This is a genomic window from Pantoea sp. GD03673 (genome assembly GCF_029844725.1).
In the GTDB taxonomy this organism is placed as follows: Bacteria; Pseudomonadota; Gammaproteobacteria; order Enterobacterales; family Enterobacteriaceae; genus Pantoea.
Genome location: NZ_JAOCKJ010000002.1, coordinates 231,718 through 255,283, shown reverse-complemented (window position 1 = coordinate 255,283; position 23,566 = coordinate 231,718). Strand labels below are relative to the sequence as shown.

The window sequence follows — 23,566 nt, the reverse complement described above, 5'->3', positions numbered from 1 at the left end:
AGGGGAGAGACAGGCTCCCCCCAAATAGCGTCAGTATACGCGGGCGCGATTACTGACGATAGCCTTGCAGGAAGCGACCAAATTTATTGATCGCCATCTCCAGATCATCCACACGCGGCAGCGTAACAATGCGCAGGTGATCGGGCCACGGCCAGTTGAACGCGCTGCCCTGAACCAGCAGCACCTTTTCCTGAAGCAGAAAATCGAGCACCATCTTCTGATCGTCAAAGATATTGAATTTTTTGGCATCAATTTTCGGGAACATGTAGAGCGCACCCTGTGGCTTCACGCAACTGACGCCAGGGATATCGTTGATCAACTCCCAGGCGCGCTGGCGCTGCTCGTAAAGACGACCGCCAGGCATGATAAATTCGCTGATGCTCTGGTAGCCGCCCAGTGCCGTCTGAATGGCATGCTGAGCTGGCACGTTGGCACACAGGCGCATAGACGCCAGCATCTCCAGCCCTTCAATGTACCCTTTAGCATGTTTCTTCGGCCCGTTCAGTACCATCCAGCCCTGACGGAAACCGGCGACACGATAGGTTTTGGAAAGGCCATTAAAGGTTACGGTCAGCAGATCGGGGGCCAGGGCTGCGATACAGTGATGCTGTGCCTCGTCGTACAGGATCTTGTCGTAGATCTCGTCGGCAAAGATGATCAGATTATGCTGACGCGCAATTTCAACCACTTCTAACAGCAGTTCTTTACTGTAGACGGCACCGGTCGGGTTGTTCGGATTGATAATCACGATACCGCGGGTACGCGGAGTTATCTTGCTGCGGATATCATCCAGGTCAGGGAACCAGCCTGCCGACTCATCACACAGATAGTGCACCGCTTTTCCGCTGGAAAGGGAAACCGCAGCCGTCCATAACGGATAGTCTGGTGCCGGTACCAGCATTTCATCGCCGCTGTTCAGTAACGCCTGCATCGCCTGCACGATAAGTTCTGAAACACCGTTGCCAATGTAGATGTCTTCTACGGTGACATCACGCATATCACGCGCCTGATAATGCTGCATGATCGCTTTACGGGCCGAATAGAGACCCTTGGAGTCGCAATAGCCCTGAGCACTGGGAAGATTACGAATAACATCAACCAGAATTTCATCCGGTGCTTCGAAACCAAACGGCGCCGGATTGCCGATGTTCAGCTTAAGAACTTTATTGCCTTCTTCTTCGAGGCGCTTTGCCTCTTTCAGTACCGGGCCACGAATGTCATAGCAGACGTTATCGAGCTTACCGGATTTATCTATTTGAAAAGTCATTGTTACCGCCTTAACGGGCAGAATCCTTTTTGGCTGCCACAGAAATCGAACCAGCACAATGTACTCTCCTCCCGGGCACAAATGAAGGGTGCCGCCCCGTTTTGGCGGGTTAGATAACTTTTTGCACGGTGGGTAGCGTAAAAAATATTTACTGAAGCTTCAGGTAGTTGATAAGGCCAGAAATTACACGTAAAGGAAGATTTTAATCTACCCAGACCCCTACTGAGACCACATATGGCTCTGACTTTATGAAATGCCCTCTGGCAATAAGGGGAAGGGCGCTTTTCTTTGCGCCTGAAATATACACTTAAGGAAATAGTTAAACGATATTTTATAAATGTTCATTTTTTGGACAAGTTAATCGTTCACGCAACGTCTACGCCTTAACGTTGCTTAAGAGTGGTCCGTTTAAGGCCTTGTGATCGCCGGAAAAGTAGCAAATGAGGCGCTCTTTCTGGCCGCGTTTTATCACTATCGGGAGCCGTACTTAACACTTTCTCACTAAATTTCAGAACGCTGAAGGCTTAAAAAGTGATCAATAATGTGGCATAAGGGGCTGGAAATGCCTTTAGCACAAAATTTACAGCGCTTTTCACAAAATCATTTCCATTTTGAAGTCAAAAATGATTAAGTATAATTTATTATTTAATGCACATGGCCGCTTCGTCTTGCTGGCCCGTAAAGTGTGATTTTTATCCTGACCGATTCTTTCTGGCAGGAATCAGACAATTACGCAGCTTCCTGCATTTGCGCACCCCAGCGCCATCGGTTCAGAAGTTGTATCTGTCTTGAGAGCACCGTGACCTTTTAGCTGAGTCAGCAGTGCGGGTTCCACATAAACATTTTTTTTGTGTCAGTCTTCACACAGGACTGACATTGAGCACCATTACTGCTTATCACTTTGATAAGCTTGTAATAACACCAGGGTAGTAGTTCGTAAAAATCTTATAAGTGAAGAAAAAACATGACTAATGCAAATCGTCCGATACTGAATCTCGACCTCGATCTGCTGAGAACTTTCGTTGCCGTTGCGGATTTGAATACCTTTGCAGCGGCCGCTGCAGCGGTCTGCAGAACCCAGTCAGCAGTCAGTCAGCAGATGCAGCGTCTGGAACAATTGGTAGGTAAAGAGCTGTTTGCCAGACATGGACGTAATAAGCTGTTAACTGAGCACGGGATCCAGCTTTTAGGCTATGCAAGAAAAATTCTTCGTTTCAACGACGAAGCTTGTACTTCTCTGATGTACAGCAACATTCAGGGCGTGCTGACTATTGGTGCTTCTGATGACACCTCTGACACTATTCTGCCGTTCCTGTTAAACCGCGTCACCTCGGTTTATCCTAAACTGGCAATCGATGTCCGGGTTAAACGCAATCCATTTATGATGGAAATGCTCAATCAGGGTGAAGTGGACCTGGTTGTGACGACCTCCAGCCCGGGCAACTTTACCTATCAGGTACTGCGTACTTCACCTACCTTGTGGTACTGCGCAGCGGATTATATTTTCCAGCGCGGCGAAGCCATTCCCTTGGTTCTGCTGGATGAGCCAAGTCCTTACCGTGATATGGCGATTGATCACCTCAACGAAGCGGGCATCCCGTGGCGTATCTCCTACGTTGCTTCCACACTGGCTGCCGTGCGCGCTGCGGTGAAAGCGGGTCTGGGCGTGACAGCTCGTCCGGTAGAGATGATGAGCCCGGAACTGCGCGTTATGGGTGCGGCAGAAGGGCTGCCGGTCCTGCCGGATACGCAGTATCTGCTGTGCCGTAACCCTGACAGCGATAATGAACTGGCACTGGCTATCTTCAATGCCATGCAGTCTACCAATGACCCGTATAACCTCAGCAATAATCCTGACGGTGCCCTGCTGCTGGATGACGAAGAGTAATTTCGCTAACGTGTTGTACTCAACACCGGCGTGGTTGCCTTAACAAACGCTTATAAATAGGCCTCTCTTCCCTGAACAGAATGAGAGGCTTTTTTATATCTGCGCCTCCCCCCGACTCTTCTCGCCGACATGTCTCACTGACGTTGCCCTCCTGAATAATTTCACTCCTGAATGAACTGAAACGTAAAGACCGAAAAAACGAACCATACGTTCCGAATTGCCGTCCCGAGTGGAGAAAATTAACGCATAAAGGACAGAAGTGTGTTCTGGATCAAGAAAATACCCCTGTGAAGGGGAAGGAAAACAGGATGAGACCTGTCAAAATATGTTTGTTAAATGCACGATCCATGCATGTGAATACCCGCTACACTAAAATTAACCCTACAGACTGAAGCGATTTAGCTGGAAAGCGGGGCATCATTTGTTAATAATATGATGCAGGTGTGAAATAATGTTTGGATACTTTTGTCAAAGTTGACAAAAGGTTATAGAAAGGAGTAAAAAACCCCATAAAATGGCTGCTTATTACCTGATAACAGCAACATTTAAAAGGTTTTTACCCTTCCCTTGAATCGATGTGGTCAGTTTGCTGCGGGAAACGCGTGCAGGATGCCAGCGCCACTTTTGATGAGTAAGCAATGAGTATGTCAACTACCACCGAAATCATCGCTCAGCACTGGGCGTTTATCGTATTTATCGTTATTGCCTTTGGCCTGTGTGCTTTCATGCTGACCGGAGGATGGCTGCTTGGCGGCAGAGCACGCGCCCGCTACAAAGACACGCCATTCGAATCGGGCATCGAATCCGTTGGTGATACCCATATCCGCCTGTCGGCGAAATTTTATCTGGTTGCGATGTTTTTCGTCATCTTCGACGTCGAAGCCCTCTTTTTATACGCATGGGCGACTTCAATCCGTGAAAGCGGTTGGATCGGCTTTGTGGAAGCCGCAATTTTCATTTTGGTGCTCCTGGCGGGTCTGGTCTATCTGGTACGCATCGGCGCACTGGACTGGGCGCCAGCTCGCCGTCGCGTGGTGGTGAAAACCACTACGGTCAGCCACACCAATCCTCATAAGCAGTAAAAGAGAGGCAATAAGATGGACTATACGCTCACCCGCATAGACCCGAACGGTGGTGAGAACGACCGTTACCCTCTGCAAAAGCAGGAAATCGTCAGCGATCCGCTGGAGCAGCACGTTCATCGCAGCGTTTACATGGGCAAACTCGAAAATGCCCTGCATGACATGGTGAACTGGGGACGTAAAAACTCCCTCTGGCCGTATAACTTCGGCCTGTCCTGTTGTTACGTAGAGATGACAACGTCGTTCACTGCGGTCCACGACGTGGCACGTTTCGGCGCTGAAGTTATGCGCGCCTCGCCACGTCAGGCCGATTTCATGGTTATTGCCGGTACGCCATTTACCAAGATGGCCCCGGTTATTCAGCGTTTGTACGATCAGATGCTGGAGCCAAAATGGGTCATCTCCATGGGTGCCTGCGCCAACTCTGGTGGCATGTATGACATCTACTCGGTCGTGCAGGGCGTTGATAAATTCCTGCCGGTTGATGTTTACATTCCAGGCTGCCCGCCGCGTCCTGAAGCGTACATGCAGGCTCTGCTGCTGCTGCAGGAGTCAATCGGCAAAGAGCGCCGTCCACTCTCCTGGGTTGTCGGCGATCAGGGCGTTTACCGCGCTAACATGCAATCTGAGCGTGAAAGAAAACGCGGCGAGCGCATCGCAGTGACAAATCTGCGCAGCCCGGACGAAGTTTAAAACCGTATGGATGGACAACAGCGCCTGCAGCAGAACATCACAATTTAATGCATGGCCCCATCCTGACGCCTTCATTTGAGTGCCTGAGACCAGGCCGGAATGGTGAGTAACGTATGACAGATTTGACCACGCAAGATCTCGCTCAGCCTCTATGGCAAACCCGTGATCACCTTGATGACCCGGTGATCGGCGAGTTGCGTAACCGTTTTGGGCCGGATGCCTTCACTGTTCAGCCAACCCGTACCGGGATTCCGGTGGTATGGGTAAAGCGTGAACAGATACTGGAAATCACCGAGTTTCTGCGTAAATTACCTAAGCCTTACGTCATGCTGTATGACCTGCATGGCGTGGATGAGCGTTTACGCACCCACCGCGCAGGCCTGCCTGCAGCGGATTTTTCTGTTTTCTACCACCTGCTGTCGATTGAACGCAACCGCGACATCATGCTCAAGGTGGCACTGTCTGAAAACGACATGCACCTGCCGACCCTCACCCGTCTTTTCCCGAATGCCAACTGGTATGAGCGTGAAACCTGGGAGATGTTTGGTATTACTTTCGATGGTCACCCGCACCTGACGCGCATCATGATGCCGCCGACCTGGGAAGGCCATCCGCTGCGTAAGGACTATCCGGCGCGCGCCACCGAATTCGATCCTTTCACGCTGACTAAGCAGAAAGAAGATTTAGAGATGGAGGCGCTGACCTTTAAGCCTGAAGACTGGGGCATGAAGCGCAGCACCATCAACGAAGACTTCATGTTCCTGAACCTCGGGCCTAACCACCCGTCGGCGCACGGTGCGTTCCGCATTATTCTGCAGCTGGATGGTGAAGAGATTGTCGACTGCGTGCCTGACATCGGTTATCACCATCGTGGTGCCGAAAAGATGGGCGAGCGTCAGTCATGGCACAGCTACATTCCTTACACCGACCGTATTGAGTACCTCGGCGGTTGCGTGAACGAGATGCCTTACGTGCTGGCGGTGGAAAAACTGGCCGGTATCGTTGTGCCCGATCGCGTGAACGTGATCCGCGTGATGCTCTCTGAGCTGTTCCGCATCAACAGCCATCTGCTCTATATCTCCACCTTTATTCAGGATGTCGGTGCTATGACGCCGGTGTTCTTTGCCTTTACCGATCGCCAGAAAATTTATGATGTGGTTGAAGCCATTACCGGTTTCCGTATGCACCCGGCATGGTTCCGCATCGGTGGCGTCGCGCATGACCTGCCGCGAGGCTGGGAACGTCTGCTGCGTGACTTCCTGGACTGGATGCCGAAGCGTCTGAAGGAGTATGACAAAGCCGCACTGCGTAACACGGTGCTGATTGGTCGTTCCAAAGGCGTGGCGGCGTACAACATGGAAGAGGCGCTGGCGTGGGGAACCACGGGTGCTGGCCTGCGTGCCACCGGCCTCGACTTTGACGTGCGTAAATGGCGTCCATACTCAGGCTACGAAAACTTCGATTTTGAAATCCCGGTTGGCGATGGCGTCAGCGATGCCTACAGCCGTGTCCAGCTGAAGATGGAAGAGATGTGGCAGTCGCTGCGCATTCTTGAGCAGTGTCTCAACAATATGCCGGAAGGGCCGTTCAAAGCGGACCACCCGCTGACCACACCGCCACCGAAAGAGCGCACGCTGCAGCACATCGAAACGCTGATTACTCACTTCCTGCAGGTTTCGTGGGGACCGGTGATGCCAGCCAATGAATCGTTCCAGATGATTGAAGCGACGAAAGGGATCAACAGCTACTACCTGACCAGCGATGGCAGCACCATGAGCTACCGCACCCGCGTGCGTACGCCAAGCTTCCCGCATCTGCAGCAGATTCCTTCCGTAATCCGTGGCAGCCTGGTATCCGACCTGATCGTATATCTGGGTAGTATCGATTTTGTTATGTCAGACGTGGACCGCTAATTATGCACGATCAACACATTGCCATTAAAACGATCGACCCTAACGAGGTCTTCGTGCTGAGCGCGGAAGAGCACCACGCTATTGAGCACGAAAAACATCACTATGAAGACGCGCGTGCAGCCTCCATTGAAGCGCTGAAGATCGTGCAGAAACAGCGTGGCTGGGTGCCGGACGGCGCAATCAACGCGATCGCCGAGGTACTGGGTATCCCGGCGAGTGACGTTGAAGGTGTCGCGACGTTTTACAGCCAGATCTTCCGTCAGCCGGTGGGTCGCCATGTGATTCGTTACTGTGACAGCGTGGTCTGTCATATCACCGGTTATCAGGGCATCCAGTCCGCACTGGAGCAGCAGCTGAATATCAAACCGGGCCAGACCACGGCCGATGGCCGCTTTACGCTGCTGCCAACCTGCTGTCTGGGCAACTGCGATAAGGGACCCACGATGATGGTGGATGAAGACACGCATGTGCATCTGACGCCGGAAGGCATCCCTGGTTTGCTGGAGCAGTATCAATGACAATTAAACAGATCATTCGCACTGCTGAAACCCATCCGCTGACCTGGCGGATGCGTGACGACAGGCAGCCTGTCTGGCTTGACGAATACCGCAGCAAAAACGGCTATGCCGGTGCGGAAAAAGCGCTGAAAAGCATGTCACAGGATGAAATCGTTGCGGCAGTCAAAGACTCAGGCCTGAAAGGGCGCGGCGGTGCAGGCTTCTCTACCGGTCTGAAGTGGAGTCTGATGCCGAAAGATGAGTCGATGAACATCCGTTACCTGCTGTGTAACGCTGATGAGATGGAGCCAGGCACGTATAAAGACCGCCTGCTGATGGAGCAGATGCCTCACCAGCTGGTGGAAGGGATGCTCATCAGCGCCTTTGCCCTCAAGGCTTACCGTGGCTACATCTTCTTGCGTGGCGAATACATTGAAGCCGCGGTGCATCTGCGCCGTGCGATTGCAGAAGCGACGGAAGCGGGCTATCTCGGTAAAAATATTCTGGGTACCGGCTTCGACTTTGAGCTGATTGTCCACACCGGCGCAGGGCGTTATATCTGCGGCGAAGAAACCGCATTGATTAACTCACTGGAAGGCCGTCGTGCTAACCCGCGTTCCAAACCTCCATTCCCGGCGAGTGCGGGTGCGTGGGGTAAGCCGACCTGCGTCAACAACGTGGAAACCCTCTCCAACGTCCCGGCGATTCTGGCCAACGGCGTGGAGTGGTACAAAAACATCTCTAAAAGCGAAGATGCCGGTACCAAAATGATGGGCTTCTCCGGGCGGGTTAAAAATCCCGGCGTCTGGGAACTGCCATTTGGTATCACCGCACGTGAAATCCTTGAAGACTATGCGGGCGGCATGCGCGACGGACTGAAGTTCAAGGCCTGGCAGCCTGGTGGCGCAGGGACCGACTTCCTGACCGACCAGCACCTGGATCTGCCGATGGAATTTGCCAGCATCGGTAAAGCGGGCAGCCGTCTGGGCACCGCGCTGGCGATGGCCGTCGATCACGAGATCAACATGGTCTCGCTGGTGCGTAACCTGGAAGAGTTCTTTGCGCGTGAGTCGTGCGGCTGGTGTACACCGTGTCGTGACGGCCTGCCGTGGAGCGTAAAAATTCTGCGTGCGCTGGAGCAAAAACAGGGTCAGCCAGGGGATATCGAAACCTTACTGCAACTCTGCCGTCAGCTTGGCCCGGGTAAAACCTTCTGTGCGCATGCGCCGGGTGCGGTTGAGCCGCTTCAGAGTGCCATTAAATATTTCCGTGAAGAGTTTGAAGCCGGCATGGCACCGCAGGTGTTTGGCAATACCCGCGCGATTGGCGGGATCCAGCCAAACCTGCTGAAAGCGCGCTGGTAATTCGCCGCAGCACACGGAACAGGCCTGGTGCCGCCGCCCCGACAATGTCGTGCGTCGGGGCAAGAATATGATTAACGCTCGTTTCTGACGAGCCTTACGGAAGCATGTCACTATGGCTACAATTCATGTAGACGGTAAAGAGTATGATGTGAACGGAGCGGACAACCTGCTGCAGGCATGTCTCTCTCTGGGCCTTGATATTCCTTACTTTTGCTGGCATCCGGCGCTGGGAAGCGTTGGGGCCTGCCGCCAGTGTGCGGTAAAGCAATTCCAGAATGCCGAAGATACCCGCGGCCGTCTCGTCATGTCCTGCATGACGCCGGCCTCTGACGGCACATTCATCTCCATCGATGATGGCGAAGCGAAAGAGTTCCGCGAAAGCGTGGTGGAGTGGCTGATGACCAACCACCCACACGACTGCCCGGTCTGCGAAGAGGGCGGTAACTGTCATCTGCAGGATATGACAGTGATGACCGGCCACAGCTTCCGCCGCTATCGCTTCACCAAGCGTACCCACCGTAATCAGGATCTCGGCCCGTTCATCTCCCACGAGATGAACCGCTGTATCGCCTGTTACCGCTGCGTGCGTTATTACAAAGATTATGCCGACGGCAAAGATCTGGGTGTCTACGGCGCGCACGACAACGTCTACTTCGGTCGCCCGGAAGATGGCACGCTGGAAAGCGAGTTTTCCGGTAACCTGGTTGAAATCTGCCCGACCGGCGTGTTCACCGATAAAACGCACTCTGAACGCTACAACCGTAAATGGGATATGCAGTTTGCGCCGAGTATCTGCCAGCAGTGCAGTGTCGGCTGTAACACCAGCCCGGGTGAGCGTTATGGTGAGTTACGCCGTATCGAAAACCGGTATAACGGCACCGTAAACCACTACTTCCTGTGTGACCGTGGCCGCTTTGGCTATGGCTACGTAAACCGTAAAGATCGTCCACGCCAGCCAATGCTGCTGCGCGGCAACGACTGGGTAACACTGAACGCAGAGCAGGCGGTTAACGCCGGTGCAGATTTGCTGCGTCAGGCGAAAAAAGTAGTGGGTATCGGCTCGCCGCGCGCCAGCATTGAAAGTAACTTCGCCCTGCGTGAACTGGTGGGTGCAGAGAACTTCTCAACCGGCATGCCAGCGGATGAGCAGGCTCGTCTTGAACTGATGCTGAAAGTCCTGCGTGAGGGCGGTATCTACACGCCGTCGCTGCGTGAAATCGAAAGCTACGATGCGGTGCTGGTGCTGGGTGAAGACCTGACGCAGGTGGGTGCACGCGTAGCGCTTTCTGTTCGCCAGGCGGTAAAAGGCAAAGCGCGTGATATGGCGGCGGCGCAGAAAGTGGCAGACTGGCAGATCGCTGCGATTCTGAACATTGGTCAGAATGCCAAACATCCGCTGTTTGTTACCCACGTTGATGAAACCCGTCTGGATGATATCGCAGCCTGGAGCTATCGTGCGCCGGTTGACGATCAGGCGCGGCTTGGCTTCGCTATCGCCAGTGCGCTGGATGAATCTGCCCCTGCGGTAACCGATTTTGACAGCAAGCTCAGCGGGAAAATGGATGTTGTCGTGCAGGCCCTGGCCGGTGCGAAAAAACCTTTAATCATTTCCGGTACCCACTCAGGCAGCAGCGCAATGATTGAAGCTGCAGCCAACGTGGCGAAAGCCCTGAAGGCACGCGGCGCAGATGTCGGCATTACTCTGCTGGCCGGTCACGCGAACAGCATCGGGCTGGGCATGATCGGCGGCAATCCGCTGGAGCAGGCGCTGGAACAGCTGAGCAACGGTGAAGCCGATGCGCTGGTGGTTCTGGAAAATGACCTTTATCGCCATGCGCCAAAAGCGCTGGTGGATGCGGCACTGGCCCAGAGCACTAACGTGATCGTGGTGGATCATCAGCGTACCGCGACGCTGGAGAAAGCCGGTCTGGTGTTATCAACCGCCAGCTTCGCCGAAAGCGATGGTACTTCCATAAACCACGAAGGCCGCGCTCAGCGCTTCTTCCAGGTTTACGATCCGGCCTATTACGACAACAGCATTGTGATGCTGGAAAGCTGGCGCTGGCTGCACTCGCTGCACAGCACGCTGGAAAGCCGTCACGTGGACTGGACGCAGCTTGATCACGTGATCGATGCGGTAGTCACCCGTCTGCCGCAGCTGGCGGGTATCAAAGAGGCGGCACCTGATGCCAGCTTCCGTATCCGGGGTCAGAAGCTGTCACGTTCTCCAATCCGCGCCAGTGGTCGTACCGCCGCGCGTGCCAACATCAGCGTTCATGAACCGCGTCAGCCGCAGGATCAGGACACGATGTTCGCCTTCTCGATGGAAGGGAACAACCAGCCATCGGCACCGCGTTCACAGATTCCGTTTGCCTGGGCACCAGGCTGGAACTCCCCGCAGGCGTGGAACAAGTTCCAGGCAGAAGTGGGCGGCAAACTGCGTCATGGCGATCCGGGCGTACGCCTGTTTGAAGCCAGCGCCGGTCAGTTACCGTGGTTCTCTGCTGTACCTGCCGCTTTTGTCAGCGAGGCGCAGTGGCGCGTGGCTCCTCTGCACCGCCTGTTCGGCAGCGAAGAGATGTCACAGCGTTCACCGGTCTTCCAGCAGCGTATGGCGCAGCCAGCCCTGGTGATTAACCCGGAGGATGCAGCGAAGCTGGGCGTCAACAATGGCGCGGCGGTAGAGTTCAGCTGTGCCGGTGAGACAGTGCTTCTGCCGGTTCGTTTCTCGGCGTCACTGCAGGCGGGACAGATTGGTCTGCCGCTGGGTATGCCGGGCGTTCCGCCATTCCTGGCGAACGGTAAAATTGACACTCTGCAGGAGGCGGCGCAATGAGCTGGTTAACACCGGACGTTATCGACATTCTGCTGGCCATTGTTAAAGCCATCGTCATTCTGCTGGTGGTTGTGGCCTGCGGCGCGTTCATGAGCTTCGCCGAGCGTCGTCTGCTCGGCCTGTTCCAGAACCGTTACGGACCCAACCGCGTAGGCTGGGGCGGCTCGCTGCAGCTGGTGGCGGATATGATCAAAATGTTCTTTAAAGAGGACTGGGTTCCGCCGTTTACCGACCGCTTTATCTTTACCCTTGCGCCGGTTATCGCGTTTGTTTCTCTGCTGCTGGCCTTTGCTATCGTGCCGGTTTCGCCAACCTGGATGGTGACAGACCTGAACATCGGTCTGCTGTTCTTCCTGATGATGGCAGGCCTGGCGGTTTACGCAGTGCTGTTTGCTGGCTGGTCGAGTAACAACAAATACTCGTTGCTGGGTGCGATGCGCGCCTCGGCGCAGACCCTGAGCTACGAAGTGTTTCTGGGTCTGTCGCTGATGGGTGTGGTCGCGCAGGCAGGCTCGTTCAACATGAACGATATCGTCAACAGCCAGACGCATCTGTGGAACATTATTCCGCAGTTCTTCGGTTTCGTGACCTTCTGTATTGCTGGCGTAGCGGTGTGTCACCGTCATCCTTTCGACCAGCCAGAAGCGGAGCAGGAACTGGCGGACGGTTATCACATTGAATATGCCGGTATGAAATTCGGCCTGTTCTTTGTCGGCGAATATGTGGCGATTACCACCGTTTCAGCGCTGATCGTAACGCTGTTCTTTGGTGGCTGGCATGGACCTTTCCTGCCGCCGTTCATCTGGTTCGCCCTGAAAACGGCGTTCTTTATGATGATGTTCATCCTGATCCGTGCTGCGCTTCCGCGTCCACGCTATGACCAGGTGCTGTCATTCGGCTGGAAAGTGTGTCTGCCGTTGACGCTGTTGAACCTGCTGGCGACTGCCGCAGTGATTCTCTACACAGCGCCGTAAGGGGTTAACAAATGACTTTGAAAGATATTGTCGTTGGCTTTGGCACGACAGTTCGCAGTATCTGGCTGATCGGGCTTCATGCCTTCGCCAAACGTGAAACGCAGATGTACCCGGAAGAGCCGGTTTATCTGCCACCTCGCTATCGTGGCCGCATCGTGTTAACCCGCGATCCGGACGGTCAGGAGCGTTGCGTTGCCTGTAACCTGTGTGCGGTTGCCTGCCCGGTGGGCTGTATTTCGCTGCAGAAAGCAGAAACCAAAGATGGCCGCTGGTACCCGGAGTTCTTCCGCATCAACTTCTCACGCTGCATCTTCTGCGGCATGTGTGAGGAAGCCTGTCCGACCACGGCGATTCAGCTGACCCCCGATTTCGAACTGGGTGAGTTTAAGCGCCAGGATCTGGTGTATGAGAAGGACGATCTGCTGATTTCGGGACCGGGTAAATATCCGGAGTACAACTTCTACCGCATGGCAGGTATGGCGATTGACGGTAAAGATAAGGGCGAAGCGGAAAACGAAGCGAAGCCTATCGACGTCAAAGGCTTATTACCTTAAGGAGCAAGGCATGGAATTTGCGTTTTATCTTTGCGGACTGGTGGCGGTGCTGACGACGTTGCGCGTCATTACCCACACTAATCCGGTACATGCGTTGCTGTACCTGATCGTTTCGCTGTTATCGATCGCCGGTGTCTTCTTCTCGATGGGTGCCTATTTTGCCGGTGCGCTGGAGATCATCGTCTACGCCGGGGCCATCATGGTGCTGTTCGTCTTCGTGGTCATGATGCTGAACCTGGGCAAACAGACCGAGAAGCAGGAGCGTGAGTGGCTCAGCCCGTCATTGTGGATTGGTCCGGGCATCGTCTCATTGCTGCTGCTGGTGGTTATGATCTACGCCATCCTGACAGCCAATGACCAGGGGATCGATGGCACTATCATTGACGCCAAAGCGGTCGGCATCAGCCTGTTTGGTCCTTACGTGCTGGCGGTTGAACTGGCGTCGATGTTGCTGCTGGCCGGTCTGGTCGTGGCGTTCCATATCGGTCGTGAAGAGCGTCAGGGCGAAGTCCTGAGTAACCGTAATGCTGACGCCGCTCAGGTGAAAAAGGAGAACGCATGATCCCGTTACAACATGGATTGATTCTTGCTGCCGTGCTGTTTGTCCTTGGACTGACGTCGCTGGTCATACGCCGCAATCTGCTGTTTATGCTGATCGGCCTTGAAATCATGATCAACGCCGCCGCGTTAGCCCTGGTGGTTGCCGGGAGCTATTGGGGTCAGGCCGATGGACAGGTGATGTACATTCTGGCCATCAGCCTGGCAGCAGCGGAAGCCAGTATTGGTCTGGCACTGCTGCTTCAGCTCTATCGTCGTCGTCAGACGCTGAACATTGATACTGTGAGCGAGATGCGCGGATGAATCTTCTCTATTTAACTGTCTTGTTTCCGCTGATCGGCTTTCTGCTGTTGGCGTTTTCCCGCGGTCGCTGGTCAGAGAACCTGTCGGCCACGGTAGGTATGGGATCGGTAGGTCTGGCGGCACTGACTACATTGATGCTCGGTTTCGACTTCTTCGCCAATGGTCAGCAAGCCTATACCCAGTCACTCTGGACGTGGATGCATGTCGGCAACTTCGACATGAAGGTGAACCTGACGCTGGACGGCCTGTCGCTGACCATGCTGTCGGTGGTTACCGGTGTTGGCTTCTTCATTCACATGTTCGCCTCCTGGTACATGCGCGGTGAAGAGGGCTACTCCCGCTTCTTCGCCTATACCAACCTGTTTATCGCCAGCATGGTGGTTCTGGTGCTGGCCGATAACCTGATGCTGATGTATCTGGGCTGGGAAGGGGTAGGGCTTTGCTCTTATCTGCTGATCGGCTTCTACTACAGCAACCCGGAAAACGGCAAAGCGGCGATGAAAGCGTTTATCATCACCCGCGTTGGCGACGTCTTCCTGGCGTTCGGCCTGTTCATTCTCTACAACGAGCTGGGCACGCTGAACTTCCGCGAAATGATGGCGCTGGCACCGGCACACTTTGCCGCAGACAACCATATGCTGCAGTGGGCAACGCTGATGCTGCTGGGTGGCGCGGTCGGTAAATCAGCACAGCTGCCGTTACAGACCTGGCTGGCAGATGCGATGGCCGGTCCGACGCCGGTATCCGCACTGATCCACGCCGCGACCATGGTGACGGCGGGTGTTTACCTGATTGCCCGGAGTCATGGCCTGTTCCTGCTGACGCCGGAAGTGCTGCATCTGGTCGGGATTGTCGGGGCAATTACGCTGGTGCTGGCGGGCTTTGCCGCGCTGGTGCAGACCGACATCAAACGTGTTCTCGCTTACTCCACCATGAGCCAGATCGGATACATGTTCCTGGCACTGGGCGTTCAGGCGTGGGATGCGGCGATTTTCCATCTCATGACGCACGCCTTCTTTAAAGCGTTACTGTTCCTCTCCTCGGGTTCAGTGATTCTGGCCTGCCATCACGAGCAGAACATCTTCAAAATGGGCGGCCTGCGTAAGAGCATTCCGCTGGTCTACACCTGCTTCCTGGTGGGCGGCGCGGCGCTGGCGGCACTGCCGCTGATTACGGCGGGCTTCTACAGTAAAGATGAAATTCTGTTTGGCGCACTGGCTAACGGTCACATCAATCTGATGGTAGCGGGTCTGGTGGGGGCGTTCCTGACCTCTATCTATACCTTCCGCATGATCTTCATCGTGTTCCACGGTGAAGAGAAGATTCATGCACACGCCGGTAAGGGCATTACCCATCATCTGCCGCTGATTGTGCTGCTGGTGCTCTCCACCTTTATTGGTGCGCTGATTACGCCGCCGCTGGCGGGTGTGCTGCCAGCCAATGAGTTCGGTGAAGCGGGCAAAGTGGGACTGGAAATCACTTCGGGCGTGGTGGCGATTGTCGGCATTCTGATTGCTGCCGCGCTGTGGCTGGGCAAACGTGAGCTGGTAACCCGTATCGCAAACAGTGCGCCAGGCCGCTTCTTTGGCACCTGGTGGTTTGCGGCCTGGGGCTTCGACTGGCTCTACGATAAAGTGTTCGTCAAACCTTACCTGGGTATTGCGTGGCTGCTGAAGCGTGACCCACTGAATGGACTGATGAACCTGCCTGCGCTGCTGTCACGCATTGCCAACAAAGGCCTGGTGGTCAGTGAGAACGGCTACCTGCGCTGGTACGTTGCGTCAATGAGCGTGGGTGCCGTGCTGGTGCTGGCTCTGCTGCTGGTGATTTAAGATTGATGAGCGGGGTGAGTTCGCTCACCCCAATGAAGAATGTCAAAATAACCTGAGTAATGAGCGTTATCGTCGCAGCCAGTTTCATCACCGCCAGCGCACAGCAACCGGAGCATACCGAGGTATGTGAGGATTGCGGGCACTGCCGGGGTTGAAAATGGCAAGTAAGATAGCTCAGAAAAGGAAATATAAGGGAAGTGTGCCGTGTTATTACCTTGGCTAATTATCATACCCTTCGTCGGCGGTCTGATCTGCTGGCTTACTGAGCGCCTTGGCGCGAAGGTGCCACGCTGGATCGCGCTGATCACCATGGGGCTGACGTTGGCGCTTTCGCTGCAACTCTGGTTGCAGGGAGGCTATTCACTGACGCAGGCAGCGGGCATTCCGCAGTGGCAGTCAAGTTTCTCCGTTCCGTGGATCCCACGCTTCGGCATCAGCTTCCATTTAGCCATTGATGGCCTGTCGCTGCTGATGGTGGTGCTGACCGGCCTGCTGGGTCTGATGGCCGTTCTCTGTTCCTGGAATGAGATTTCAAAGTATCAGGGCTTCTTCCACCTGAACCTGATGTGGATCCTGGGCGGCGTGATTGGCGTATTCCTCTCCATCGACCTGTTCCTGTTCTTCTTCTTCTGGGAAATGATGCTGGTGCCGATGTACTTCCTCATCGCGCTCTGGGGTCATAAAGCATCAGACGGCAAAACCCGTATTTCCGCCGCGACCAAATTCTTCATCTACACCCAGGCGTCGGGTCTGGTGATGCTGATTGCGATTCTGGGCCTGGTGTTTGTTCACTACAACGCGACCGGCGTCTGGACATTCAACTATGAACAGCTGCTGCAGACGCCAATGTCGAGCGGTGTTGAATATCTGCTGATGCTGGGCTTCTTTATCGCCTTTGCGGTCAAGATGCCGGTGGTGCCGTTGCACGGCTGGCTGCCGGATGCGCACAGTCAGGCGCCTACGGCCGGTTCGGTTGACCTGGCGGGTATCCTGCTGAAAACCGCGGCATACGGTTTACTGCGTTTCAGCCTGCCGCTGTTCCCGAACGCGTCGGCGGAGTTTGCGCCAATCGCCATGTGGTTAGGCATCATTGGTATCTTCTACGGTGCCTGGATGGCCTTCTCACAGACCGATATCAAGCGTCTGATTGCGTACACCTCTATTTCGCACATGGGCTTTGTACTGATTGCCATCTACACCGGCAGCCAGCTGGCGCTGCAGGGTGCGGTCATCCAGATGATTGCGCACGGTCTGTCGGCTGCGGCACTCTTCATTCTGTGTGGTCAGCTGTATGAGCGTTTACATACCCGCGATATGCGTCAGATGGGGGGCCTGTGGTCGCGCATCAAATGGATTCCGGGTCTGTCGCTGTTCTTTGCAGTTGCCAACCTTGGTATGCCAGGCACCGGTAACTTCGTCGGCGAATTTATGATTCTGACCGGCAGCTTCCAGGTGGTGCCGATGATTATCATCATCGCAACCTTTGGTCTGGTGTTCGCCTCCGTTTACTCGCTGGTGATGATGCAGCGCGCTTACTACGGCGAAGCGAAATCGAAAGATCCGCTGCCAGGCATGTCACCGCGTGAATTTATGACCATCGGTGTTCTGGTGGTGCTGCTGGTGCTGCTGGGCGTCTATCCACAGCCGATTCTGGATACTTCGCACGCTGCCATGAGCAATATTCAGCAGTGGTTTACCGCTTCAATTTCAACTACAAGGCCGTAATTCGCCATGACAATAACTCCTCACCAATTGATTGCGTTGCTACCGCTGTTAATCGTCGGATTGACGGTGGTGGTTGTGATGCTGTCCATTGCCTGGCGACGCAACCACTTCGTTAACGCCACGCTAACGGTAGTTGGCCTGAACCTGGCGCTGCTCTCGCTTTACTTTGTCGGTCAGGTCGGGGCGATGGACGTCACGCCGCTGCTGCGCGTTGATGGCTATTCGATGTTCTACACCGCGCTGGTCATGCTGGCGAGTCTGGCGACCTGCACCTTTGCCTACCCGTGGCTGGCGGGCTACCCGGACAACAAAGATGAGTTCTACCTGCTGGTACTCATTGCTGCACTCGGTGGCATCGTACTGGCCAGCGCCAACCATCTGGCCTCGCTGTTCATCGGCATTGAGCTGCTGTCGCTGCCGCTGTTTGGTCTGATTGGCTACGCTTTCCGCCAGAAACGTTCGCTGGAAGCGGCGCTGAAATACACCATTCTTTCGGCGGCGGCCTCATCGTTCCTGCTGTTTGGTATTGCGCTGATCTACGCTGACTCCGGTAACCTGAGCTTCGTTGCGCTGGGTCAGAGTCTGACAGACAGCATGATCCATGAACCCCTGCTGCTGGTGGGTCTGGGCATGATGATCATCGGTCTGGGCTTCAAGCTTTCACTGGTGCCGTTCCACCTGTGGACCCCCGATGTTTATCAGGGTGCGCCTGCGCCGGTTTCAACCTTCCTGGCCACCGCCAGCAAGATTGCCATCTTCGGCGTCATTATGCGTCTGTTCATGTACGCACCAGTGACCGACAGCGAAGCGGTGCGCACAGTACTGGCCATGATCGCCTTTGTGTCGATTCTGTTCGGTAACCTGATGGCGATTTCGCAGAGCAACATCAAGCGTCTGCTGGGTTACTCCTCTATCGCCCACCTCGGTTATCTGCTGGTGGCGCTAATTGCGGTGAAAGATCATCAGCTGTCGCTGGAAACGTCGGGTGTCTACCTGGCCGGTTATCTGTTCAGCAGCCTGGGTGCCTTTGGTGTGGTAAGCCTGATGTCCAGCCCGTATCGTGGCCCGGATGCCGATTCGCTCTATTCTTATCGTGGTCTGTTCTGGCATCGTCCTATCCTGTCAGCCGTTATGACGGTGATGATGCTGTCGCTGGCGGGTATCCCGATGACGCTGGGCTTTATCGGTAAGTTCTACGTTATTGCATCAGGCGTCAGTGCGCACCTGTGGTGGCTGACGGGTGCCGTGGTGGCGGGCAGTGCGATTGGCCTCTACTACTATCTGCGCGTGACGGTGAGTCTCTACCTCAGCCCGCCGGAACTGCACACCCGAGACACCCCGGCAAACTGGGCGTTTACGGCGGGTGGTGTGGTCGTCCTGATCTCTGCCATTCTGGTGCTGCTGTTAGGTGTTTATCCGCAGCCGCTGATCAGACTGGTACAGATGGCTCAGCCGCTGATGTAAGCCGGTATCTGCAACTGATGAATCAGGCCTCCGGGCCTGATTTTTTTTGCCTGTCAGACGGGAGAATCTGGCTGGTGACACCGTTCTGATGTAGCGTGTTGTGATGAGCAAGGAGAGATTATGAACATTGACTGGCAGGATAAGCACCATCGTGAACTCACCCCGCAGGAACTTTACGCCGTACTGGCATTGCGCAATGCCGTATTCGTAGTGGAACAGCAGTGTGCTTATCAGGATGTGGATGGCAAGGATTTGCAGGGGGAAAACCGGCATCTGCTGGGGATAGCGGACAGCCAGCTGGTGGCTTACGCACGGCTTCTCTCGCCGGAGGATGAAACCAGCCCGGTAAAAATCGGACGGGTGATTGTGTCCGATCGGGTACGTGGTGCGCGACTGGGCAGCCGTCTGATGGAGAAGGCGATCAGCCGTTGTCAGCTACGCTGGCCGGGTCACGATCTGTTTCTCTCCGCGCAGGCGCATCTGGAGAACTTTTATGGGCAGCATGGTTTTGTAGCGGTGGGGGAGAGCTACCTGGAAGATGGCATTCCGCACGTCGATATGCGGAAGAATGCGCCCTGAAATAACAGCTATCAGCCTGGATTGGCTTAGCGTCTTTTCGAACTGACCATGCGCACGAAGCGGGCTCCGTGTCACCGCGCATCGGGGAGATGGGGTCAAATAACAGGCGAGGCCTGAGCCTCGCCTGTCTCCATTACCCCACCGTCATCTGACGGTCATCGACATATTTACGCTGATCCGGCGCAGGCGGGAAATACTGATAGAGCCAGGTTTCGCTCAGTGTCTCCTCTTTGGTACGCAGGAACAGACGCATCTCCACCGGCTGGGTGGAATCACTGTTCGGATACCAGTCAAACAGGATGCGGTAACCCTTCAGCGGATCGACATACAGAATCTCAACCTGCTTCACGCTACCGGATGACACGGTAATAACCGGCTCGATGCCTTTCGGCGCAGCAGCCTGCAGATCACCACCAATAAAATCGATGGCGAAGCGACGGCACCAGGTTTCCGGGAAGTGCTCGCCAGGTGCCCAGCCTTCCGGGAAGCCACCAATACCGGTACGGGTAGCATCCACCCGTGCCAGATCGCTGTGTACAGGCGGCAGACCACTCCAGTAGAGTTTGTAGGAGAAGTTCAGCTCGCTGCCCGCTTTAACCGGTTCTGCCGGTTGCCAGAAGCAGACAATGTTATCCAGCGTTTCACCGGTGGTCGGGATCTCCATCAGGTTGATCGCGCCTTTACCCCACTGACCCACCGGCTCAACCCACAGGCTTGGACGTTTGTCATACCAGCCAATCACATCCTGATAATCTTTAAAGTCGTGATTGAGCTGCAGCAGGCCAAAGCCACGCGGATTCTCATCTTCATAGGCGTTGAACTGCAGACGCTGTGGATTATTCAGCGGGCGGGCAATCCATTCACCTTTACCGGTCCACATCGCCAGACGATCGGAGTCGTGGATCTGTGGATGATAGGTGTTGCACATGCGGCGTTCGTTGGTGCCGCAGCTGAACATGCTGGTCATAGGCGAGATGCCGATCTGACGGATATCTTTGCGGGCAAACAGGTGGTTTTCGACTTCCATCACCACCCGTTTCTCTTCGCAATGAATGATGAACTTATAGGCACCGGTAAGGCTGGCACCATCCAGCAGGGCGTAACAGGTAAAGGTGGTATCTTCCGCTTTTGGCGTTTCAAACCAGAAGGCGGTGAAGTCCGGGAACTCTTCCTGACCATTGCTGAAGGTGTTAATCGCCACGCCACGCGCCGAGAGACCGTACTGGAACGTTTCGTCCACTGCACGGAAGTAACTTGCGCCAAGGAAAGAGACGATGTCCCGGCGGGCCAGCTCCGGCTTTTTGAAGGCGCGGAAACCGGCGAAGCCAAGGTCAGTTTTGCCCTCAAGCTGCTTTGTATCTACGCGGGCGTTGTTGTAGTTGAACAGCTCAGGACGGAAGTGGATTTCGCGTGCCTCGCGGCTTGCGCCGTCAACAGAGAACATGCGGATGCGACGCTTAAAGCCCATACCGACATGGAAGAACTGCACATCCAGCTGACGGTCGGGCAGGTTGTTCCACAGCGAGTGGTTAGCGTCATACTGAATTTCGTTGTACGCCTGCGGAGTGAGTGTGGCCAGCGTCTCCGGCAGCGCACCGGGTGCACCGCCCCAGGGTTTTTTCGCCAGCGCGGCCGCGTTTTTCTTCAGTACGTCAAAATCGAAGCGTACGGCGGTTCCGTCAGCAATGCCATCTTCTGCCCATGCGGATTGCGCAAACAGCGTTGACAGGCCGGTCATGCCGCTCACGGCGGAGAAGGCCATTGACGCTTTCATAAACATTCTTCGATTCATGCCAGAGATTATTCCTTAGCTGTTCGAGGGTGTCGTGACTGTCGTGCAAAATGCACTTTCATGGCCCGATAATCACAGGCAACAGAGGGGTACGACAGTAGGGTTACGGGAAAATTCAGTCCCGACAAAATTTATCAGATTAATCAAAGAAGCGAAGCGAAATTCCACGGTTGCCACGGCGTCTTACACTTCTTTGCGCAGCAAAACGGCGTACTGCCTGAACGGCGCAACTTTAGCAGATGAAAAATCAGGTGATTCCTGGAACAGGAAAACAGCAGATCGCCAGATTGTGGCTATAGTTAATGAACTGCTTTGCAATTCACACGGAGGAAACGATGGTAAATCAGACAAATCAATTCGAAACAGGCCTCGATGACGATATTGCGTTACTGACCGAAACGCTGGAAGAAGTGCTTAAGGCATCAGGCGATCCGGCCGATCAGAAATACATTGAGCTCAAAAGCAAAGCCGAACAGGCGCTGAACGATGTGAAATCCCGTGTCAGCCAGGCGTCAGATAGCTACTACTATCGCGCTAAACAGGCTGCTTACCGCGCTGACGATTACGTGCATGAAAAACCGTGGCAGGGTGTGGGTATCGGTGCAACAGCCGGTCTGGTACTCGGTCTGCTGCTGGCGCGTCGCTAATCGCGATTCGCTGACACTGTTTTAGCAGACAGCAGCAGTAAAAAACGGCGGGGAAATCCCGCCGTTTTTGTTGGCTTCTCACGACCCTGAGTAAGATCATTTATTCCACCCTGCATCATCCTCAGACATTTAAGCGCTACGTGCTGCCCCCGCCGCACGCCTCTCAATCGCTGGCAATGCCGATTGTGTTTACCGGGCTGACTTCATACAGTAAAGCAAACGTGAAAAGGAGAATCCGACGTGATTAGAGTAGAGATGCTGTCAACCGGGGATGAGGTGCTGCATGGCCAAATCGTCGATACCAACGCAGCCTGGCTGGCGGACGTTCTGTTCCAGCAGGGTTTACCCATGACCAGCCGCACCACGGTAGGGGATTCACTCGGGGCGCTGATCGCCACGCTGCAGGCGCGCAGTCATGAGGCCGATGTGCTGATTGTCAATGGCGGCCTGGGGCCAACCAGTGACGATCTCAGCGCACTGGCCGCGGTACGGGCCTCGGGTGTTGAACTGGAGATGCATAAGGGGTGGCTGGAACAGATGGAAGCCTGGTTCGCCAGCCGTGGCCGGGTCATGGCGGCCAGCAATCGCAAGCAGGCTGAAATCCCGGCTAATGCGGAGTTGATCGATAATCCGGTGGGTACCGCCTGCGGCTTTGCCCTGCAACTCAATCGCTGCTGGATGTTCTTCACGCCTGGCGTGCCGTCTGAATTCAAAGTGATGGTGGAACAAGAGATCATTCCGCGCCTGAAAGCAAAATTCTCGCCGCCTGAGCCACCGATTTGTCTGCGGCTGACCACTTTTGGTCGCGGTGAAAGCGATATTGCTGCCGAACTGGAGCCGCTGGCGTTGCCGGAAGGAGTAGTGATGGGGTATCGCTCGTCGATGCCGATTATCGAGATCAAGCTCACCGGTCCGGCCAGTCAGCGGGTGGCGATGGAGCAGGTGTGGCAGCAGGTGCGTCTGCTATTGGCAGAATGCACCATTTTTGAGGGCACTGAAGGCTTACCTGCGCTGCTGGCACGTGAGCTGGTGCAGCGCGGTGAACAGCTGGCGATCAGTGAGCAATACACCGCCGGTCTGCTCTACTGGCAACTGGCTGCGGCCAGTGTGCCATTGCGAGGCGCTGACATTTTGCCTCTCCGGCAGGAGACACTGGAGCAGCAGGTGACGCGCACCCGTGATCTTGCCTCGCAGCAGCAGTCGGCACTGGCGCTCTCTGTCGGCAGCCTGGAGCAGGAGGCGATTTCGGTGGCACTGCATACGCCGGATGGCAACTTTGGTCAGCGCGTGAAGTTCAGCACGGGTCGCCATAATCTTGAAACGCGGCAGAAGGTGGTGGCGATGATGGCGATGAACATGCTGCGCCGCTGGTTACACGGCAGTGACGTGAGCACCGGTCACGGCTGGATTGATGTAATTGAAACCGTCAGGCAGTAATTCAGCGAAAACAAAACGGGCACCCGAGGCGCCCGTTTTATGAGTGGACAAAGGTAAACACAGCTCGCTGCAATATTCAGCCTGCGAAGGGAACACGGTCAGCCCGGAAAGACGCAAAACCCGTCATCCCTGACTGCCCGGCCCGCACGATTACGCACCTC

At 55.0% G+C, this 23,566-nt stretch carries 19 protein-coding genes; 17 read left to right on the top strand and 2 right to left on the bottom strand.

Annotated elements, in window-relative coordinates; all coding sequences use genetic code 11:
- Positions 1-49 precede the first annotated feature (49 nt).
- Positions 50-1,267, bottom strand: a complete 1,218-nt coding sequence (locus N5J69_RS04435; RefSeq protein ID WP_033733369.1) for a pyridoxal phosphate-dependent aminotransferase — start codon at positions 1,265-1,267, stop codon at positions 50-52.
- Between the two features lie 964 nt (positions 1,268-2,231).
- Between N5J69_RS04435 and lrhA the strand changes: the two genes are divergently transcribed.
- From lrhA to N5J69_RS04360, 15 genes are all read left to right on the top strand, one after another.
- The gene (lrhA, locus tag N5J69_RS04430; protein WP_003854247.1) at positions 2,232-3,155 is read left to right on the top strand and encodes a transcriptional regulator LrhA; all 924 of its coding nucleotides are present in this window, start codon (positions 2,232-2,234) and stop codon (positions 3,153-3,155) included.
- 638 nt (positions 3,156-3,793) lie between these two features.
- Positions 3,794-4,237 (top strand): NADH-quinone oxidoreductase subunit A, encoded by a 444-nt coding sequence (locus N5J69_RS04425; protein WP_010258058.1) that lies wholly within the window; start codon positions 3,794-3,796, stop codon positions 4,235-4,237.
- A gap of 15 nt (positions 4,238-4,252) precedes the next feature.
- On the top strand, positions 4,253-4,930 hold the full coding sequence (locus N5J69_RS04420) for an NADH-quinone oxidoreductase subunit B (protein ID WP_009089012.1): 678 nt from the start codon (positions 4,253-4,255) through the stop codon (positions 4,928-4,930).
- 113 nt (positions 4,931-5,043) lie between these two features.
- Positions 5,044-6,843, top strand: coding sequence for an NADH-quinone oxidoreductase subunit C/D (nuoC, locus tag N5J69_RS04415; protein WP_279768326.1), 1,800 nt, complete (start codon positions 5,044-5,046; stop codon positions 6,841-6,843).
- A gap of 2 nt (positions 6,844-6,845) precedes the next feature.
- Positions 6,846-7,361, top strand: a complete 516-nt coding sequence (gene nuoE, locus N5J69_RS04410) for an NADH-quinone oxidoreductase subunit NuoE (protein WP_010258066.1) — start codon at positions 6,846-6,848, stop codon at positions 7,359-7,361.
- Positions 7,362-7,363: 2 nt separating this feature from the next.
- Positions 7,364-8,704 carry an NADH-quinone oxidoreductase subunit NuoF gene (nuoF, locus tag N5J69_RS04405; RefSeq protein ID WP_279768705.1) on the top strand — a complete coding sequence of 447 codons (1,341 nt, stop codon included), beginning with the start codon at positions 7,364-7,366 and terminating at the stop codon, positions 8,702-8,704.
- A 112-nt stretch (positions 8,705-8,816) separates the two neighbouring features.
- Complete coding sequence (gene nuoG / locus N5J69_RS04400) at positions 8,817-11,540, top strand: NADH-quinone oxidoreductase subunit NuoG (RefSeq protein ID WP_279768324.1); 2,724 nt, start codon at positions 8,817-8,819, stop codon at positions 11,538-11,540.
- On the top strand, positions 11,537-12,514 hold the full coding sequence (gene nuoH / locus N5J69_RS04395; protein ID WP_003854240.1) for an NADH-quinone oxidoreductase subunit NuoH: 978 nt from the start codon (positions 11,537-11,539) through the stop codon (positions 12,512-12,514). The genes nuoG and nuoH overlap by 4 nt, the downstream gene beginning before the upstream one ends.
- A gap of 11 nt (positions 12,515-12,525) precedes the next feature.
- On the top strand, positions 12,526-13,068 hold the full coding sequence (gene nuoI, locus N5J69_RS04390; RefSeq protein ID WP_003854239.1) for an NADH-quinone oxidoreductase subunit NuoI: 543 nt from the start codon (positions 12,526-12,528) through the stop codon (positions 13,066-13,068).
- Between the two features lie 10 nt (positions 13,069-13,078).
- Positions 13,079-13,630 carry an NADH-quinone oxidoreductase subunit J gene (nuoJ, locus tag N5J69_RS04385; protein WP_003854237.1) on the top strand — a complete coding sequence of 184 codons (552 nt, stop codon included), beginning with the start codon at positions 13,079-13,081 and terminating at the stop codon, positions 13,628-13,630.
- On the top strand, positions 13,627-13,929 hold the full coding sequence (gene nuoK, locus N5J69_RS04380) for an NADH-quinone oxidoreductase subunit NuoK (RefSeq protein WP_003854236.1): 303 nt from the start codon (positions 13,627-13,629) through the stop codon (positions 13,927-13,929). Before nuoJ ends, nuoK begins: the two co-directional genes overlap by 4 nt.
- Positions 13,926-15,761 (top strand): NADH-quinone oxidoreductase subunit L, encoded by a 1,836-nt coding sequence (nuoL, locus tag N5J69_RS04375; RefSeq protein ID WP_279768320.1) that lies wholly within the window; start codon positions 13,926-13,928, stop codon positions 15,759-15,761. The genes nuoK and nuoL overlap by 4 nt, the downstream gene beginning before the upstream one ends.
- Before the next feature lie 204 nt (positions 15,762-15,965).
- On the top strand, positions 15,966-17,486 hold the full coding sequence (gene nuoM, locus N5J69_RS04370) for an NADH-quinone oxidoreductase subunit M (RefSeq protein WP_161733362.1): 1,521 nt from the start codon (positions 15,966-15,968) through the stop codon (positions 17,484-17,486).
- Positions 17,487-17,492: 6 nt separating this feature from the next.
- Positions 17,493-18,950, top strand: a complete 1,458-nt coding sequence (nuoN, locus tag N5J69_RS04365; protein ID WP_003854230.1) for an NADH-quinone oxidoreductase subunit NuoN — start codon at positions 17,493-17,495, stop codon at positions 18,948-18,950.
- A gap of 120 nt (positions 18,951-19,070) precedes the next feature.
- Positions 19,071-19,529: a GNAT family N-acetyltransferase gene (locus tag N5J69_RS04360; RefSeq protein ID WP_279768316.1), complete on the top strand. Its 459-nt coding sequence runs from the start codon at positions 19,071-19,073 to the stop codon at positions 19,527-19,529.
- Positions 19,530-19,662: 133 nt separating this feature from the next.
- Here N5J69_RS04360 and N5J69_RS04355 read toward each other — a convergent pair whose 3' ends face one another.
- Positions 19,663-21,321 (bottom strand): glucan biosynthesis protein, encoded by a 1,659-nt coding sequence (locus N5J69_RS04355; RefSeq protein ID WP_279768315.1) that lies wholly within the window; start codon positions 21,319-21,321, stop codon positions 19,663-19,665.
- 335 nt (positions 21,322-21,656) lie between these two features.
- Between N5J69_RS04355 and elaB the strand changes: the two genes are divergently transcribed.
- Together elaB and N5J69_RS04345 are read left to right on the top strand one after the other, a co-directional pair.
- Entirely contained in the window at positions 21,657-21,968 is a 312-nt protein-coding gene (gene elaB / locus N5J69_RS04350) for a stress response protein ElaB (protein WP_010258091.1), read from the top strand.
- A 240-nt stretch (positions 21,969-22,208) separates the two neighbouring features.
- Complete coding sequence (locus tag N5J69_RS04345) at positions 22,209-23,405, top strand: nicotinamide mononucleotide deamidase-related protein YfaY (protein ID WP_279768313.1); 1,197 nt, start codon at positions 22,209-22,211, stop codon at positions 23,403-23,405.
- Positions 23,406-23,566 lie beyond the last annotated feature (161 nt).